Here is a 16,731-nt window from a genome sequence, read left to right on the forward strand (position 1 = left end):
TTCTCCTTAGATTAGACTGAAACGAGAAACCGACGTGAACCGGGCTTCGTGATGGCGTATTGCTGTTGAAGCTCGGGGTGGTCGTCGAGAAGCTTCTTCAGGTCAACACCCGAACTGTCCTTGCTGCGTTTGAACGAGACTTCGCCGGCCTCGAAGATGGCTCGGGATGCTTCGCCCATTGCTTCCTGGAGAGTTTGCTTGAGCGTGGCTTCGAGTTGTTCCCGAGTTTCTATTTCGGCTCGGACGGTAACGAACTCGGCGAAGGCGGTGGACAAGCTTCGATCGTCGCTGAAGTCGACAGTAGTTCCGGCATCTCTCGGAAAGAGGCATCGCAAAGCCCGATCAGCCGACTCTGAGCCATCCGCCGGTGGAGGCGTGTCCGTTTGGACGTATTGCCAGAACCGGGCTTCGAGTTCGATGAGGCGAGCAATAAGCTCTTCATCCCGGTCGATACGATGGACGTCCAGCTTCTGACCGCATAGCAGCACGGCAACGTCGGCGGCCTGTTTGCCCGTGACGGCTAGCTGATGCTGCACTTGAATCTGAACGTATTCCGGCACACCGTCACGCCAGAGCCGTGAACCAAACTCGCCAGCCGTCTTGCATTCGAGAATGTGGATGCCCGTGGCACCGACGATTTCCCGGTCAAGGTTCGCAAGCATGTAGCCCACGGTAGGATGCTGAAGTACAGCGTTGACCTTGCGAACACGGTTCCCGGTTTGCTTCGTATATGCAGCGGCGACGATCGGCTCTAGCAACGTCCCCCAGTAGGTGGGATGCGTAGTGTCATTCGGGTCCGGCTTTTCGAGGGTAGCGTCGCGACCTGTTTTCTCGAGCCACAGTTCCAGCATTGATTTGTACGGATTCAGACCAACCGCCGCCGCAGCGTCAGAACCGCCGATTCCACCCATACGAACCTCAAGCCACGACTCACGGTCTAGGCCACGCGTGCTGACGAGTCGAAGTGCTGGCTGATTTTTGATGTGCTTGTCTGCTCGGATTGCGTTGCTCATTGCGGACTCCTATAAATGAAAAAACCCGGAGAACCGAAGTTCAGCCGGGCTGCGGTACTGCGTTGAAGGACTGGGAAGGCAGGTGTCAGGCGACGAGCCACACAGCTTCGTCCCAAGCCTTCTGCTTGAGCGTTGCACCGGGCCCAAACCATGCACCATCACGTCGATGGTCTTCGCTCCGAGCTCGGCGTTCGTGGTCAACGTACTCAGTAACTGCATTAACCAGGCCCCAGGCGGTCCCGGACGCTGAAGCCAGGTCTGCCCCTTTTCCACGTCCGGCGAAGAGCTCATGGACGCCTTTGATGGCTCGCTCGTTAGTCGCCGCCGTCGATCCGTCTGAAGCGATGCTCGTCGGATACGTGAGCACTCTTCGAAAATAGGCATCGGCCGTTTCGGGTTTTACCTTCCGCTCGGACAGGGCTTTCATGCGAACGATAAATGCGTCCCAGGACGAGACCGCGATGCCGAGCTGGCGCTTCACTGCGTCAGCGTCGAACTGACTACGGTGAGGTACCTTGATCGCGCCTGTGGCATCGCCGAGGGCTATAGCAAGTGTGTTATTGCAGACGACACGGACAGACGTAAACTGCGCGGTTGTCGCTAGCGTTCCGTCGCATGCAGTGGCGAGTAGCAAATAGCCGTTCACTTCGTCACGGCCTCTCAACGAAACAGACCGCCCGGTGCGGGCGAGAGCCCAAAGCTTTTTTCCCTCCTTAAGAACGCCAGCTGTTTCGAGCTCGAAGCCGCCGACTTCGGTCAGGTCCCGATAAAACTCCAGAATCTCACGAGGCTGCACGACCTGGTATCGACTCGACACCACGGACAGGGGCGTCTTGGAGTCGCTGCGGTACAGAACCTTCTGTTCGGGAAAGGGGTGGATCGAGCCAAGGCCGCCGGTGCCAGCAATGAACCGGACTTCGGCTTCTTCTATCTGCCAGTCCATGCCCGCCTGCTTCGCCCAGACTTCGAGCGGTTGATTTGGGGCGAGCTGACTACCAAGGCCGTGCCACGGTTTCTGGCCGGCGAAGGCCATCGATTCGACGAGATGCATATGAACTCCTTGAATAGACGAGCGCATCCAGCCCGGATAGAGCCAGGCAAAGCTGCGAATGAAGCGGGGATATAAAACGAGGCGGTCGGAGTAGCTACCGCGACAACTGCGGGCGGGGTTAGACGAACTCGGGATGGTTCGCCCACGGGTCATCGTTGGTGCGCAGGTTTCCCATTAGGCGTTCCTTCAAGTACGTGGCGACTGCACAAACAGCGTCGATTAGAACGACCATCACGAGATTGAACAAAGACATCTTCACGGTGAGGCTCCTTGGATGGGTTGGATGCCATGCGGCGCTCCTGTACTTTTCTTATACCAAGGGCTCGCTTGATAATTGAATGTCGCTAAAATTTGTTATTGTCTGCCTCAAGTGCATCGGCAGATCCTCGAGAAGTCTTTGTTGATGATTATTTGTCCGGTATCGAGATTCAATTCTTTGGGCTGGAATTGACCAATCGTTACGCCGGCCAACTGAAGTCTGGGGCTTCTTTGGGGGATGGCTGAAGTGGTAGTTCTTTTGGCTATCGCGGCAGCAATTAGCTGCGGCACTTTTCGCTGTAGGGTCGGCAGCTTGTGGTTTTTAGTGGAGTATTTTCAACTTATCGTTTTATCGTGTATTTAACCAACTATTTTAAATGGCTTTTTAGAATCGGAGAGGCTGTATGAAGGTGATAAATAAGACTATAGATGAGCTGAAGGAGCTTAATAGTAAAGCGACTCCAGTATCTATGTTGGCAATGGATTCAGGCTTGTTTGAGAAGCTATTGGCAAGTTTGCACGGGAAAGTAAATCACTATCTCCAAGAGCGCGAATCTAATTATCGGTCGGATGAGATTGTCATCCTTGGAGACCAATTGCTTTGCAAAGTGGTTGAGCACCATGTTTTAAATAATGTCCCGGCGACACAGGTAGCCGCGGATATTTTTAATGAGACAGTGCAGCTAATTTTAAAAATAATCAATTTGGATTTCAATATAAATTCATCGAAATACGACAAAGCTCATTTAATTAGTATTAGTCTTCGTGCTCTTAAAGCATGTGGCATTACTCCTCCTTTGCATACAAAAGAGAGAACGTGGGAATATCCCGGCCATGAGGGAAAAAAGGTAGATGAAGAGGCGCTCCGATACGCGGCGAACAATACCGTCGAATTTACTCGGTTTGTTTATGAGGTGGCGTCGAAAAATGCGTACGTTCCGGATCCGCTACATTCTGCGCCACATTCTCAGATGTTTTCACTTTTTGCAAGACTATACTCCTTAGCATTTCCGTCAGGAATTCCAATTCCTGGTCATTGAATTTCGACAAGGCGCAGCGCGTCCTGTCTTTGGTCTGAACCCGCTTGCTAGCACTGCGAAACGCGACTCCATGACGAATAGAGGGGTAGTGGCGCCCGTTATTGAAAATATTGAACTGGGCTACAGTCTTTCAGGTGGCGGGGTCCTGTCGTTTTTTTGAGGGGCAGGCACAACGACATTCGGATACTCTAAAGGGATGGAAAAAACCACAAATTTTCAAAATTCGTGGGTCCTGAAATCTCCGAAAGCCTTAGCTGCGTGCATTAGCTGGGCGTGCCTGCATCCCATCATCGTGTGCTCACATTACGCTCGACCGACGAGGATCAAGGCCGAGCCCAGCCGCGACAGGCAATAGGCGGCCATGATGCGTCACTCGCCGGAACCGTTGCTCTTACATTCAAACGTCGGCTCCGCCCAGGAAACCGCCATTCAATTCTCGATGACGCACATCACGTCATCGGCGCTCATACATGACTCATGGTTAAGGCCCCGGGCGATCTTGACGTTATCCCCCAGCGCAGCGCTGAACAGCTCCGTCGATCACGCAGTAACGGCATTCAACTCGTCCTTGTACGGGACTATCGGAGAGTAAAGTTTATGAAAGGCCCGACCAATTGCCCCCGAAAATAGCAAAAGCTCGGGATTATTCGATCCACCCTTAAGAATATGATCCAATGCGATACCAGGATAAGGATCGATATAGTAAATTCTCTTGACGCCAAGTTGATACGCCTTTTTCGAACAAAGCTCACATGGGCTGGCGGTGGTAAAAAGCAAACCACCTTCTATTGATGCGAGCCCATACTTCGCAACCTGCAAGAACGCGTTTTCTTCAGCATGCAACGAACGCGTGTGAACTTGATTTTTATCATTCTTGAAAGCATTATATTCTGCTTTAAAGCAAAAAGCGTTGTTGCGCCCGGTCGCTGCAACTATATTGAATCGTTCGCTTCGAGCTTTGAAATGACCAAGGTATTTTTCATCATCTTTCTCAAAAGCACTGTAAGCGGGCTTATCGTTTCCTTGAAGAAGGTCGTCGCGACTTCGAAGATTACAAGGCACATGACCATGAGGTGCATCGTTCCAACCGATGGATCTGACGGAGTAGTTCGCATCTGTCACTACGGCGCCCACCTGGCGAGAAATACAGCCAGAGTTCAGTTTCGCCGTGTATGCCATCTGCATGCACCGCTCCACTGCAGAGGGTGTGACAATTCCGGGTCGTCTAATTAATGAGACAAATTTGATAAGTTGATTAGTCAATGTTTGAAATTCGGCAACTCTGCTAGAAACGTTTGGGTTGCTCACGTATAAATCAGCACGTTGAAGACAAGATTGAATATCTTGCACTGAATAAAAGTCAGGATCGTCTAGGTCATGTGCTGTGTATTCGATCTTGTCGATTGATTCGATGTCAGAATCCGAGTACTTCAACTCACGGAGACGCATCAGTCGATCATCCTCCGGTGCGGATACGGCTAGCAGGTAGAAGGCGGCATATCTATCTTGAAAGAATACTGCCTCGAGAGGGTTTCGAATTGCATCTACGACAATATACGTCCGCTCTCTTTTTTGCTTCCTCTCGTCGTGAATTATTTTTATAACGGCATTGATCCGCTCCGCCAAAGCAAAGAAGCAACCTTCCTTTAGAGTGCTGGTATAAGGGTCTCCGGACAATCGAATGTTTTTTCCAATAATTTGATATAACTGAACGAAAGAACTCTCCCCCAAGATTTCCCGGAGAGCTTCACATTTATCAGGAAGTATCCGCGTATAATATTCGATAGGATCAGTAGTTTTTTCGCCGGTTTTAATTGCTATGTAAGGTGTTCTGAGCTCATCAAGCAGATCTACAAAGGCCGTTCGTTTAGCGTCTGATTCAAAAAGATCTGAAAATTTCTCAGCGGCAAATCTGCCTCCCTGATCCAAAAGAAAAGTGGTGATTATGGCTCTAACTTGCAGAAGCACGAACGGAGTCCAAGTAACTCCGAAATGCCTCAGTAAAATCCGCTCTTTTCGTTGTTCATTGGTGCGGGCATCGTTGCCAGAAAAAAGGCTATGGCGAATGTGTTCTTGCTTGGACTGGAGAATTTTCGCAACTGTACTGCAACCACTGCCGGTCCTGCCGGTCAAGCCGATCACGATAAAATCGTCATCGTCACCATATATTTGAGCTACCGCAGATTTTAGGTAGTTTGTATTTGGTTTAGGTCCCATTGCCTCGATCATGCATGCCCCGTTATTTGATAAATTACATACAATGAATTCAAAGTCGACGACGTTCAATGTCCGTCAAAGCTTTATTTCTTTATCATAATACATATAATGATCCGGGAGGTGCACACAGCACTTGTCTCCCCCTCGCTTCCCATGCGAGTTCCACGGAGAAAAGGGAAGGTCAGACGCACGCTGAATGCTCTGGGGCGGATCGGCGAGAGAGGCATCGAGAAAAGGGCAACGGCACGTACCAGCGGTTGGAGTGATACTGACCGTCCCTTCAAAAGTTTCGGCCATGCCTTCCTCGCTGACCGATCAACGGTAGCTTCGCCGATAACTTGCCGACAGCCCCGAATACGCTCCCGGCGGATGTACCTTGGGAGCAGTCGTTGTTTTGTTCAGAGTCCATCGGCGGCTTCAGGGTGGCGGATTCAACCGGTGGCCAATCCCAAAAAGACTCTACTCAACAGTGGCGACGTCGTCGGGAGTGCTGACGGCTTTCCATCAATACTGCTAGCGGGATTCAGTTGGCTTGGGGAGGACCGGGCAGGCAACAGCATCAGGACACCGAAACCGAAACGGCAAACCCACAAATTTTCAAAAATCCGTGGGTTCTTAGATCTCCGAAAGCCTTATCTGGCATGGCATTGCCGGGTTCTGAAATCTCTTATATATAGATACAGACATCCAGCTAGGCAGACGGCTTCGCCGACCATGCACGGACAAAGCCGATACGTAGGTCGGGCGGCGCGTCATTGCAACCACAAGGCGGCGTACGTCGCAAGGTGCTCCCAGATTCTCTATTAGGCGTGGAGTCCTCACTCCTTCCAGATCTCGCCGTCCATGGCGAACTGCTCTATGACGCCTTCGACGAGCTGGCGCCGGTATGCCGAGAGTTGCCGCAACCGACGAATAAGCTCCAACTCTTCCGCTGTGGGCCGAATCGCTTCGTCGCTTGGCTTCGCACCTTTCGGCCTGCTGCGCTTCATGTCAGTGACGCCATATCGTAACCACTGCTCCGACACGTCGAGCCACTCGGCAAGCGTTTTGATCTTGTCGACCGTGGGTCGAGCGGTACCCGATAGCCATTTCTGGGCTGCTTGAGGCGTGATTGGCTCGGCTGGGTGCCGCAGATTGAATTGCGTAGCGAGCTGTGACGCAGCTTCGATCTTTTTCGGACTGCGCTTGAGGGCTTGCTTGAGGCGGGAGGTGAACGCCTGCTTCTCGTCGACGGTTGGCATCGGCGCAGTGTGAAAGATTCACTGTCGACCGTGATAACCATTTGGTTTATGGAAAATACTGTATGGTTTATATTGTGTCCTTGCGCAAGGAGAACCTGTGGACGACAACGACAGCAATGACTCGCTTGGCGCAGCTGGGGCAGCAGCTGCAATCGGATTTGCCGGGCTGTTGATATATGGCCTTCGCCGGGCGACGAGCATGAACGCGCAGTGTGATGTCTGTCACAAGGGCTTGCGGCCAGTGCTGTTCAACGGCGTGGCTTGCTCGAAATGCAGTACAAAGCTGTGCCGTGACCACGCCACGCCCAACGTTTTTCGAGACCGTTTGCCAGCAGGTTCGTGGTCGAGGACCGACTGGCTGTGCTCTGCGTGCGAGTCTGATGCCGTGGGGATCGTGAAGGCTGCTCGCAAGGTAGAGGTGTTTTCGGATCGGTACGCTGGGAGGGTTCGGTACGACGATAGCCGTGGCACCGAGCAGCTCACCACTGAATGGACTGAAAGCCGGGACGACGCCGAAACGCATTTGCGGATCTTGGCGGCGATGCGAGGATTTGACGTAGTCTTCGAGCGGGCATTCGAGGCGGAACAGCGTGAGGACGGGAATTACAAATTCCGGGTCTGGCGTGCGGTCGGCATCGGGGCATGTCTGTAGACCAATCTCGTGCCACTCTAATTTTCATTTCTCGGCTGCGCATTCATGCTCGGTCAAATGCTCCGATAGAGTGCGCGCCGGGAAATTAGCGCCTCGCTTCCTATAGTTGGTCTTTACGAAGATGAGGCGAGCTATATTTGGTGTGCGCAATTGGTTGTCGCGGCCGATAAATAATTCAATTCACTTAACGTATGTCGTGGGGCGTATGCGTAAAGCATTTTACGTATTTTTCGTCATGATTTTTTTGCTCTCAGCTTCCGTTCCGGCGAGCGCAGAAGATAGTGTCGTCGAGAAAATCAGAACTGGACAGAGCAGTCTGGACTGGTGGCATGACGGACGACCCTCCGTATCAACCAAACAATTGACCTTGGAATTGCTAAATAAATACGGGCTCGATGGCTACGTGTTCGATTCTTGCACCAAGGCCTTTTGCATGCTTACGACGTACTCAGATGTTGAGATCGACTGTCAAGTCCATGGACCAGGGCGCCGGGTAATCGTCCGAGTACTGGCTCTCGCCAATGAGATGTCACACGGCGAGCCTAGACCGTCCGAGATGTCATACACGCAGCAAGATATGTGGAATCGGTTCAGGAATGAATGTCCTGGCTATGTCGTGGATCAGCTGGGAAAGTTTTTGGCTGAAGCGAGTCAAGCGTCGATTCAGTTTCATGCCGATCTTGCAAATGCCGCGTCGGTTGCCGCAAAACGGGTGGCCGAAGCGAAATTCGATGCTCAGAAAAAGGTAGCCGTTGAGAAGCAGGCAGCGATAGACGCGGAAACGTATCGAGAGGCGCAAGAGCGGAAAACAATCAATAGCCGACACGACAGGATTAGCGGTCTGCAGAATTATAAGTTTGGCATGTTCCCCAAGACCGTCGCGCAGATCCAGGGCGCTTGCCAATTAGTCCGCGTTGAGGGCGACGGGCTCACCTATGCGGCGCAGAGTTGTTATCCATTTCTAGGTGAGGCAAGAACCTTAGGATTCGGTTTTGGGAAGCAAGGCCTTAACAGGATCGAGATTTTTTTGGAGAACTGCGATGAAGGAGAAATACAAAGGGTGTTCCATTCGCTGGCTCAGAGATTTTCAGTCGACTATCAACCTACCGAAGCAGTGTTTAGAAAATTCAACGAAGGTGGTTTAGGCGGAATCATGGTTGGAGCGTTTCAGCAGTGGAGTGCCATACTCTTCGTCAAACACGCACGAGCCGGAACTCTTGCGGCTGAAGTTATTTTCTACGATGATGCGGCTTCCGCGATAATTAAGGAAAGATTTACGGCGCTATATGGATCAATAGGTAATTGAATTGAATGTTTCAGAAGGCATCAATAAATATAATGCAGGTGCATCCAAGATGGCTTGCGTAGATTTGACTTGAGTGATGGAGTTTATTTAAAAAAATCAAAATATTTGACCGGGATTCGCATTTATACATTGGTAATTTAGCGTTTTTATGATATTTGCTATGGGGTGCTGTCGTGAATTAAAATAAAAATATGCAAGTAATTGTTTATTAATTGGCTTGCTCATGACAGGAATTTAACTAATGTTCTCTTTTCAAAATAATGTAAAAATCGCCGTTCAGCGTGTAGGCGGTCCCACAAAAGCTGCCAACGCCGTAGGCGTGTCAAATGCTACGATTCACAGCTGGATCAAGCGAGCAAAAATCGTCAATATCGAGAAGGCAAAAATTCTCGCAAAACTTGCCGGGATGGACGTTCAGGACCTCAGGCCGACGCGATGACTAGCCCAGTTCTGCTCTACCATATCAAAGCGAAGGCGAATTATGCGTACGCTCAGGAAAAACTCTGGAAAGCTGTCGAGCAGGCTTATCCGATTTTCGCTGTCACGCCGCCGAAAAAGGAGGTCATGTTTGACGAGTGCCACAAGCTCTCCCGTGTGCAGATCGACACGGGCGTCAGAGCGTTTGCCATGGCCTGCAATCTGTATGGCGGTTCCATGGGGGAGGTACAACTGTATCGACTGCTGCAGATATACCTTAAAGATCCTGCGGCGAGAGCCCGCATCAACGAGGTCATTGACGAGAGCGGTGCGTAGACCAAATCAGTACTGATGCTGGGCGGCGGGATATGACGGTTGTGACGACGCCATATTCACAGCGGGACGACCGACACGCTCGGAGCACAATGGAAGTGACAATGTGACAGTTGTGACGTTGTCCGAGAAGGAACCGAGGGGACGGAGCCGGATAGTCCGTAATCCCGGCAATGAAGAGTCCTTTCAACGGCTTATGTTTTTGTCTGTCACAAACGTCACAATGTCACAACCCAGTATCCATGCGAGATTTCGAAGGCCGCTGGACGTCACATGTCTGTCACGGCGTCACAAGCCAGGCCAGCTCACATCCTGGGTACGAAAGGCGCTTCACGGTTTCAAGCATCGTCGGAAGTGTTGCTGCTGCCGTATGCATCCACCGACCGATTGAGCCCGGTGCCGGTAATGGCCGATGTAGCCTGCTCACTGAAGTGCCGGCCCGCCGGGAGTGACATTGCCGCCGATGACAGAGCAATCCGGTCGAGCTTGTCTATCAGGATTCGTGTTTGCAGGTGGCTATACCGTTTCAGGCATTGCATTGTCCGATGGCCCGAAATTGCCGCGACTTCAATCAGGTTGAGCCCGCCCTCGACGAGGGAACTGATCCGTTCGTGACGGAGATCGTGGAAGCGGAGGTCTCGCAGGAAAGGATCACGCACAAGCTCGTCTGCGGGCGTACCTCGTGCCCCGGCCTCAAGTTCGTATGTTTGCCGGGCACGCCATACCGCCCGCTGGAATGCTCCTGAGAGACTCGTCCCATTTTTCGAGAAAAGCTTGCCGTCCGCTCGACGGGGGAGGGCTTCAAGGATTCTGGTGGCCTCCAGTGACAACGGAACGGTGCGGGTATCACCATTCTTGGTCAACGGGAGCCAGACTACGCGTTTTTCGAGATCGACGTATCGCCATTCCATGCCGAGGATTTCAGAGCGACGCATGCCTGTTTCCAGCGCAATGCGGATGATTGCCTGGAGGTCGGGAGCGAAGCGGGCTGCATGAAGAATTTGACTGACTTCCTGCCGGCTGATTCGACGCTCCCTTGGTTTCCCATTCGGTGGCTTGCGGATTTCGCTCATCGGGTTCGCGTCGAGCAGTAGCCAGTCCTTGGAGCAGGTCGTTAGCACAGCCGAGAGGCAGTCGAGATACCGTCGGGCGCTGGCCGGTGCAAGGGACGTCCGAAGGAGTTTGTCCCGTTCGGCGACAAGGTCCTGCCGGGTGATTGCATTTACCTGGCGCTTGGCTAAGGAAGAGCTTTGCCAGTATCTCAGGAGGTACTGCTCTGACTGCTGTCCTCGTTTCCCGGGGAGAAGTTCTGCGCTATACCGGGTGATGGCATCGGTTAGCGTGAACGTCGATGATGCCTGGGCTGGTTTGTTTTGCTCGGCAACGCCATGCTCCAGCAGGATTTTCTGCTGCGTTTCCCAGCGCTTGGCCTCGATTCGGTTGCCGAAACTTTGGGTGACCGTCTGGCCATTGACTGTAACTCGTACTTGGAACTTGCTGCCGCGTAAACGGATACTCATTGCTCTGACCCCTTGGACAGAGCCTGGACAGGGACAAACTGAAACGGCGAAAACCTACGCTAGGCAAGGCTTCTGGCCATGTGTCGAACCGGATCATCAACGAAGTGCGCGGGATTAACCGGGTGGTGTATGACATCTCGGGTAAGCCGCCGGCGACCATCGAGTGGGAGTGAGGGTCTCCGGTCTAACTGATAGTTGAGAAGGGCGGCAAATCAAGCCTGCCCAAATGGTATTTCTGACGGTATGCGCGGGCAGCGCGCTGAGAGGCTCGCTCAATACCGTCAGCGGTGCCGGCGGTGTCTCTGCCGGTAGTCGCTTCCGCCATCCATGGCGGTTCGCCCATCCCTCTGCTCGGACGCCGTCTAGGCGTCTTCCCCAATCCGGTTGTCGGTGAGTACGCGGCTCATTTGCTGTCGGCGCGCTTTCCGAGGTCCCGGAGCGTCGGGCCCACACACTATCTACATAGTCTCTCGCGACCCGCGCCGGCTCGGAAAAATCCCGCGCGGGGCTCAATCTCGGCGATGTTCCGCTTTCAGAGACCGGCTCGACTCCGGCACGCGTGTCGCCACGGCGCGCCGGCACGCTACACCCAGGCCTAGCCGACGCCCGTTCCGGCCGATCCACCGTAGAACGATATCCACGGACGAGTGCACAGTATCCCGCTCAACATGCCCTGAGCGAATTTAACGCCGCCGCCGCCGACTAAGCGAACGCTTTCCTGCGGTAGCATCACCGGTGCTTGTTGTTCATGCCTCGCCAATCTTGTGCTTGTGTCGTCCCTTCCACGCTTGATTGAATACCCGCAATTTCCGTGAGCGAAACATGTTCGATAATTTCGAACGATTGCATCGCTCAGGTCGTACGGCATTTGAATTGAGGTGGCGCACCATTGAATCACGGTCACTCACCGAACTCATTGGAGAAGAACATGACGCGTTTTCAAGGTAAATCTGTACTGGTCACAGGCGGCAGCAGTGGAATCGGTCTTGCCACAGCAAAGGCGTTCGCGGATGAGGGCGCACGCGTAGTCATCACGGGCCGTGACGCCGAGGCGCTCGAAGATGCAAAACGCGTGCTGGGCGCCGACGCGTTGGCGGTTCGTAACGACGCAGGCTCGGTTGCGGCGGCGCGCGAGCTCGCCGCTGTGGTCGGTCATGCCGGCATCAAGCTGGATGCGGTCTTCATCAATGCGGGCGCGGCAAAGTTTGCGCCTTTCACCGACGTTGACGAAGCTCTCTGGGATTTGAGCTTTAACACCAACGTCAAGGGTGCCTATTTCCAGATCCAGTCGCTGCTGCCGTATTTGAATAAAGGTGCTTCGGTAGTGATCAACGGCTCGATTAACGCACACATCGGCATGCCGGGTTCATCGGTTTATGCCGCCAGCAAGGCTGCCGTGATCTCGCTCGCGAGGACCTTGTCCGCGGAGCTGTTGCCGCGCGGCGTGCGCGTGAACGTGGTGAGCCCCGGGCCGGTGCAAACACCGCTGTACGGCAAACTCGGCATGGACGCGGCGGCCCTCGAAGCCACCGCGGCTCAAATCCTCAACCAGATTCCCTTGGGACGATTCGGCACGCCCGAGGAGATTGCCGCGACCGTCCTGCATCTGTCGTCGCCCGAGTCTGCGTTTATCGTCGGTACGGAGATCATCGCCGACGGCGGCATGAGTCAGCTCTAAAGGACGCAAGCGAAGCAGCCTGCACTCCGGATACCGTACCGGCGCCTGTCGTGAGGGAGGCTTGCCGGTACGCTTGCGCGTTGCATGCTTTCGAAACTGGGGCCGCCGAAGGGCCATGAGCATGACCACCGCGCCACATCGCGACGCGGTACGCGCGGCCGCCACGGTCGGCGTGCCGCTTGCCGGCATCGAACCATGAGACGAGATCCGGCGCGAAGCAGTTTCATGTGCGGCGCAGGACGTGATTGAGCCGCAGGCCACGAAAGGGCGGGGGCGTGAGATAAGCCTTAAACATGATTGAGCTCTCCTACGTTGCAGGCGCGAATCGTGCGCGATCGTTAGGCGTGGAGAAATCGAGCAGTGGTCCTAACGGCACGATGCGCGTGGGATTGATCCCACGGTGGCTTTCGTAATAGTGCCGCTTGATGTGATCGAAATCGACCGTTTCCGCGACGCCAGGCAACTGATAGATATCGCGCGAAAAGGTGGAAAGATTGGGGTAGTCAGCGATGCGCCGCGGGTTGCACTTGAAATGCCCGACATACACTGCGTCAAAGCGTATCAATGTCGTGAAGAGACGGATGTCCGCTTCGGTGAAGGTATCGCCAACCAGAAAGCGGTGGGTCGAGAGCCGCGCTTCCAGCCATGCCAGCGTGTCGAATAGCGGCTTGACGGCTTCTTTGTAAGCGCTTTGCGTGGTTGCAAAGCCGGATTTATACACGCCTTTATTCAGCGTGTCGTACACGCGGGCGTTGATTGCGTCGATCGGCTCACCAGCAGGCCCATGTCGATGCTCCTTGTTCGCGGGACGTTCAGGTCGTTGCAGCATGATGGACCAGCAGTATGGTTTTGCCTTACGATTTCCCCGATGTACACATTCGATGGAGTGGAACATGTTGTCGGCGGAGGAACTGGCACTGCTGGAGGCGATTCGGGAAACCGGGAGCCTGTCGCGCGCGGCCGCGCAACTGGGCAAGGCGCCGTCGACAGTCTCGCACGCCGCGCGCCAGCTCGAGAGCCGTTTCGACGCACTGTTGTTCGATCGCCGGCGCTACCGGTTGCAGCTCACCCCGGCTGGGCACCTGCTGGCGGAGGAGGCCGGACGGCTCATGCAGGACATGGCTCGCATGACTCAACGGGTCCGGCAGATCGCGAACGGTTGGGAGGACCGTTTGTGGATCGTGACCGACGAAATCATCGAGTTCGAACTGATGATGCCCGTCATCCGAACGTTCGACGCGTTGCAGTCCGGGGTCAAGCTCCGGCTCACCAACGAAGTGCTGAGCGGCACGTGGGAGGCGCTTCGCGAGGGCCGCGGCGAGCTGGTTGTCGGGGCGACGAACGAACCTCCGGCGATCCCGGGTCTGCGGTGGTTTGAACTGGGTGTGATGGAGTGGGTGTTCGCGGTCGCGCCACATCATCCGCTGGCTGCGGCCGGACGTCCACTCAGGCGCGAAGATATTTCGGCGCATCGCGCGGTCGTCGTGGCCGACTCGTCGAGAATGACGCCCGGACGCGCCTACGGCGTGGTGGGCGGTCAGGCGTCGCTGGCTGTGCCGAGCATGCGCGCGAAGATTCTGGCCCAGCGCGACGGCCTTGGCGTTGGCTGGCTGCCAAGACGCAGGATTGCGTCGCTGCTCAAGCGGGGCGAACTCGTCGAGAAGGACACGGCCGACCCGCGTGAGCCCAACGTGCTCTATGTGGCCTGGCGGGGCGACCATGAAGGGCGTGCGCTGCAATGGTGGTTGGAGCAATTGCGTCAACCGCGGCTGGCCAGGCGGCTGGTGAACGGACTCGATCTGTTTGCGTAGGCGATCCGGGCGGCTGCGTCAGCATCTCGGCCATGCCACACACACCGTTCGATAATGACTTCGGATCATTCCGAAGTGTATTTCTTGTTTTTGGCATTTTTCCGTTGAATTTGTTTGCCTAGACTCCGATTCGGATACGCCACTCGTTCCCGACACAGGGCGTAGCTGGCGTAGAGGAGCGTGTGGTGCCCGTGCGCCGCACCTATCTGGACGAAGTCAACAGGACGAAGCCAATCATGTCTGGAAACAGCTACGAAACGGGGCGGCTCAATTTGCCGTTTGTGGGAATCTGCACGTTTGCGAAGTCGCCATTGTGTCTCGACTGGGACAAGATCGATGCGGACGTCGCGGTCATGGGCGCGCCCTTCGACTGCGGCACCCAGTGGCGGGCCGGCGCACGCTTCGGTCCGCGTTCGATTCGCGATGCGTCGACGCTGTTCTCATTCGGTCACGGCGGCGCCTACGACTTCGAGGACGATGTGGTTTATCTGCCTAGCGACGAAGTTCGCATCGTCGATATCGGCGACGCGGACATGGTGCACACCAACACTGAACAGAGCCACGCCAACATCGAGTACGGCGTGCGCAAGATTCTCGCGGCGGGCGCGTTGCCGGTGGTGATGGGCGGCGATCACTCGATCAACATTCCGTGCATCGCCGCGTTCGAAGGCGAGGCGCCGTTCCATATCGTTCACATCGACGCCCACCTCGATTTCGTCGACGAGCGTCACGGTGTGCGGCACGGTCATGGCAATCCGCTGCGGCGCGCGGCGGAGAAAAGCGTGGTGTCGGGCATGACGCAGATCGGCATTCGCAACGTGTCGTCGACCGCGCGCGAGGGCTACGCCCAGGCGCGCGAGATGGGTTCCGACATCATTTCGGTGCGCGATCTCCGACGCCTCGGCATCCAGGGTGTGCTGGACCGCATCCCGAAGGGCGTGCGTTATTACCTGACCATCGATATCGACGGTTTCGATCCTTCGATCGCGCCGGGCACGGGCACGCCTAGCCACGGCGGTCTGCTGTACTACGAAGGACTGGAGCTGTTCGCGGGCCTCGCCGAGCAGGGGGACGTGATCGGGATCGACCTGGTGGAAGTCGCGCCGGACTATGACCATTCCGGTTCGACTTCGATTCTGGCCGCCCAATTGCTGCTGAATACGATCGGCCGCGTGATGCATCAGCGCAAAGTCAAACGAAACCTTTCTCGCTGACGCGCTATTTGCCGCTTCGCCCGCTGCGGCTTACCTGTCTCGCTGCCGCTCGCAACTGGTTGCAAAAGGCCTGGACGACCCGTGCCGATTCGCCCCCTTTGCGCGTGATGATCTGAAAGTCGAGATGGGTTGCGTAGTGCCCGGGATCGATACGGGCCAGCAAGCCGCTGTCCACCCAGGGCTGGGCATAATGCGGCGGCAGGAAGCCGATGTAGTTGCCGGACAGAATCAGCATGGCCCGGCCTTCCACGTTATCGACGGAGGCCGCGGCTTCCGGCATGCGCAGTAACTTCAATTCCTGGCTGCCGAGATAGGCGCGGGCCGCGAGCCGCTGCTTGCTGAGCAGCGAAACAGGAACCCGCCCGCTCGCTCGTTCGTGCAACGGATGGGTCGACGCACAGTAAAGCCCCTGTTCCTCACGATAGAGCGGCAGGTAATCGAGGCCGGGAATCTGCGTGGGAAACGGCCCCACGGCGAGATGCAGGCGACCGTCCAGCACATGTCGCTCCATGCTGCCGGGTGCGTCGATCTGCACGTGCAGGCGGACTTCCGGCGCCATCCGGCCGAACTCGCGAATCGCTGTCGGCAGAGGCGAGTCCTTGTCGGTCAAGGTCGCCTCGATCATGCCGAAGCGCAGCACGCCGGAAAGCTCATTGCGCAGCGCACCGGCTTCCATCTGAAACGTGTCCACCGCGCCGAGCAGGCGTTGCGCGGCGGCGTGCAGTTGCGCGCCTTCCTCGGTGAGCCGGAAACCGGCGCGTCCGCGCTCGCATAGCCGCAGCCCGAGTCGCGTCTCCAGTTGCGACATGTACTCACTGATGCTCGATGCGCCGATGTTGAGAATGGGCTGCGCAGCGGCGAAGCCGCCGCATCGCACGATCGTTTCGAAGATTCTCAATAGCTTGAGATCCGTGTCCTGAACCTGCATCGTGCCGCCTCTCGATTACTTCGGGAACTTCCGAAATGTATTTCATCAATGG

At 55.4% G+C, this 16,731-nt stretch carries 15 protein-coding genes and 2 pseudogenes; 9 read left to right on the forward strand and 8 right to left on the reverse strand.

All coding sequences use genetic code 11. The features are described 5' to 3' along the window. Nucleotides 1–11: 11 nt before the first annotated feature. From CJU94_RS13060 to CJU94_RS40850, 3 genes are all read right to left on the reverse strand, one after another. Nucleotides 12–1,013: a YqaJ viral recombinase family nuclease gene (locus CJU94_RS13060; protein WP_095419026.1), complete on the reverse strand. Its 1,002-nt coding sequence runs from the start codon at nucleotides 1,011–1,013 to the stop codon at nucleotides 12–14. 85 nt (nucleotides 1,014–1,098) lie between these two features. Next, entirely contained in the window at nucleotides 1,099–2,064 is a 966-nt protein-coding gene (locus CJU94_RS13065) for a DUF932 domain-containing protein (RefSeq protein WP_095419027.1), read from the reverse strand. Nucleotides 2,065–2,182: 118 nt separating this feature from the next. Next, nucleotides 2,183–2,323 carry a hypothetical protein gene (locus CJU94_RS40850; RefSeq protein WP_157763742.1) on the reverse strand — a complete coding sequence of 47 codons (141 nt, stop codon included), beginning with the start codon at nucleotides 2,321–2,323 and terminating at the stop codon, nucleotides 2,183–2,185. 403 nt (nucleotides 2,324–2,726) lie between these two features. On the opposite strand from CJU94_RS40850, the gene CJU94_RS40855 reads away from it, so the two are divergent. After that, nucleotides 2,727–3,362, forward strand: coding sequence for a hypothetical protein (locus CJU94_RS40855; protein ID WP_157763743.1), 636 nt, complete (start codon nucleotides 2,727–2,729; stop codon nucleotides 3,360–3,362). Nucleotides 3,363–3,902: 540 nt separating this feature from the next. Here the strand turns inward: CJU94_RS40855 and CJU94_RS13070 are convergent. Beyond that, nucleotides 3,903–5,591, reverse strand: coding sequence for a hypothetical protein (locus CJU94_RS13070; protein ID WP_208645314.1), 1,689 nt, complete (start codon nucleotides 5,589–5,591; stop codon nucleotides 3,903–3,905). An 806-nt stretch (nucleotides 5,592–6,397) separates the two neighbouring features. Further along, nucleotides 6,398–6,820: a transcriptional regulator gene (locus CJU94_RS13075; RefSeq protein WP_095419029.1), complete on the reverse strand. Its 423-nt coding sequence runs from the start codon at nucleotides 6,818–6,820 to the stop codon at nucleotides 6,398–6,400. 97 nt (nucleotides 6,821–6,917) lie between these two features. Here CJU94_RS13075 and CJU94_RS13080 point away from each other — a divergent pair, with 97 nt between their 5' ends. The 4 genes from CJU94_RS13080 (at nucleotide 6,918) to CJU94_RS13095 (ending at nucleotide 9,531) form a co-directional block, all read left to right on the forward strand. After that, the gene (locus tag CJU94_RS13080; protein WP_095419030.1) at nucleotides 6,918–7,472 is read left to right on the forward strand and encodes a C1 domain-containing protein; all 555 of its coding nucleotides are present in this window, start codon (nucleotides 6,918–6,920) and stop codon (nucleotides 7,470–7,472) included. Nucleotides 7,473–7,677: 205 nt separating this feature from the next. Then, nucleotides 7,678–8,778 carry a hypothetical protein gene (locus CJU94_RS13085; RefSeq protein WP_157763744.1) on the forward strand — a complete coding sequence of 367 codons (1,101 nt, stop codon included), beginning with the start codon at nucleotides 7,678–7,680 and terminating at the stop codon, nucleotides 8,776–8,778. Nucleotides 8,779–9,019: 241 nt separating this feature from the next. Continuing rightward, nucleotides 9,020–9,217, forward strand: a complete 198-nt coding sequence (locus tag CJU94_RS13090; RefSeq protein ID WP_095419032.1) for a helix-turn-helix domain-containing protein — start codon at nucleotides 9,020–9,022, stop codon at nucleotides 9,215–9,217. Beyond that, on the forward strand, nucleotides 9,214–9,531 hold the full coding sequence (locus CJU94_RS13095; RefSeq protein WP_095419033.1) for a hypothetical protein: 318 nt from the start codon (nucleotides 9,214–9,216) through the stop codon (nucleotides 9,529–9,531). Before CJU94_RS13090 ends, CJU94_RS13095 begins: the two co-directional genes overlap by 4 nt. Before the next feature lie 335 nt (nucleotides 9,532–9,866). Here CJU94_RS13095 and CJU94_RS13100 read toward each other — a convergent pair whose 3' ends face one another. After that, the gene (locus CJU94_RS13100; RefSeq protein WP_095419034.1) at nucleotides 9,867–11,048 is read right to left on the reverse strand and encodes a tyrosine-type recombinase/integrase; all 1,182 of its coding nucleotides are present in this window, start codon (nucleotides 11,046–11,048) and stop codon (nucleotides 9,867–9,869) included. Between the two features lie 74 nt (nucleotides 11,049–11,122). Here CJU94_RS13100 and CJU94_RS13105 point away from each other — a divergent pair. Both CJU94_RS13105 and CJU94_RS13110 read left to right on the forward strand, forming a co-directional pair. After that, nucleotides 11,123–11,221, forward strand: a pseudogene (locus CJU94_RS13105) (GMP synthase (glutamine-hydrolyzing)); the annotation flags it as partial. 755 nt (nucleotides 11,222–11,976) lie between these two features. Then, on the forward strand, nucleotides 11,977–12,726 hold the full coding sequence (locus tag CJU94_RS13110) for an SDR family oxidoreductase (protein WP_095419035.1): 750 nt from the start codon (nucleotides 11,977–11,979) through the stop codon (nucleotides 12,724–12,726). A 307-nt stretch (nucleotides 12,727–13,033) separates the two neighbouring features. Here the strand turns inward: CJU94_RS13110 and CJU94_RS13115 are convergent. After that, nucleotides 13,034–13,492, reverse strand: a pseudogene (locus tag CJU94_RS13115) (glutathione S-transferase C-terminal domain-containing protein); the annotation flags it as partial. A gap of 127 nt (nucleotides 13,493–13,619) precedes the next feature. Here CJU94_RS13115 and CJU94_RS13120 point away from each other — a divergent pair. Both CJU94_RS13120 and speB read left to right on the forward strand, forming a co-directional pair. After that, nucleotides 13,620–14,537 (forward strand): LysR family transcriptional regulator, encoded by a 918-nt coding sequence (locus tag CJU94_RS13120; RefSeq protein WP_095419036.1) that lies wholly within the window; start codon nucleotides 13,620–13,622, stop codon nucleotides 14,535–14,537. A gap of 236 nt (nucleotides 14,538–14,773) precedes the next feature. Next, nucleotides 14,774–15,751, forward strand: coding sequence for an agmatinase (gene speB / locus CJU94_RS13125; RefSeq protein ID WP_095420338.1), 978 nt, complete (start codon nucleotides 14,774–14,776; stop codon nucleotides 15,749–15,751). A 4-nt stretch (nucleotides 15,752–15,755) separates the two neighbouring features. Here the strand turns inward: speB and CJU94_RS13130 are convergent, their stop codons facing one another. After that, the gene (locus CJU94_RS13130) at nucleotides 15,756–16,679 is read right to left on the reverse strand and encodes a LysR family transcriptional regulator (RefSeq protein WP_095419037.1); all 924 of its coding nucleotides are present in this window, start codon (nucleotides 16,677–16,679) and stop codon (nucleotides 15,756–15,758) included. Nucleotides 16,680–16,731 lie beyond the last annotated feature (52 nt).

The sequence above is a fragment of the Paraburkholderia aromaticivorans genome (genome assembly GCF_002278075.1).
Lineage (GTDB): Bacteria > Pseudomonadota > Gammaproteobacteria > Burkholderiales > Burkholderiaceae > Paraburkholderia > Paraburkholderia aromaticivorans.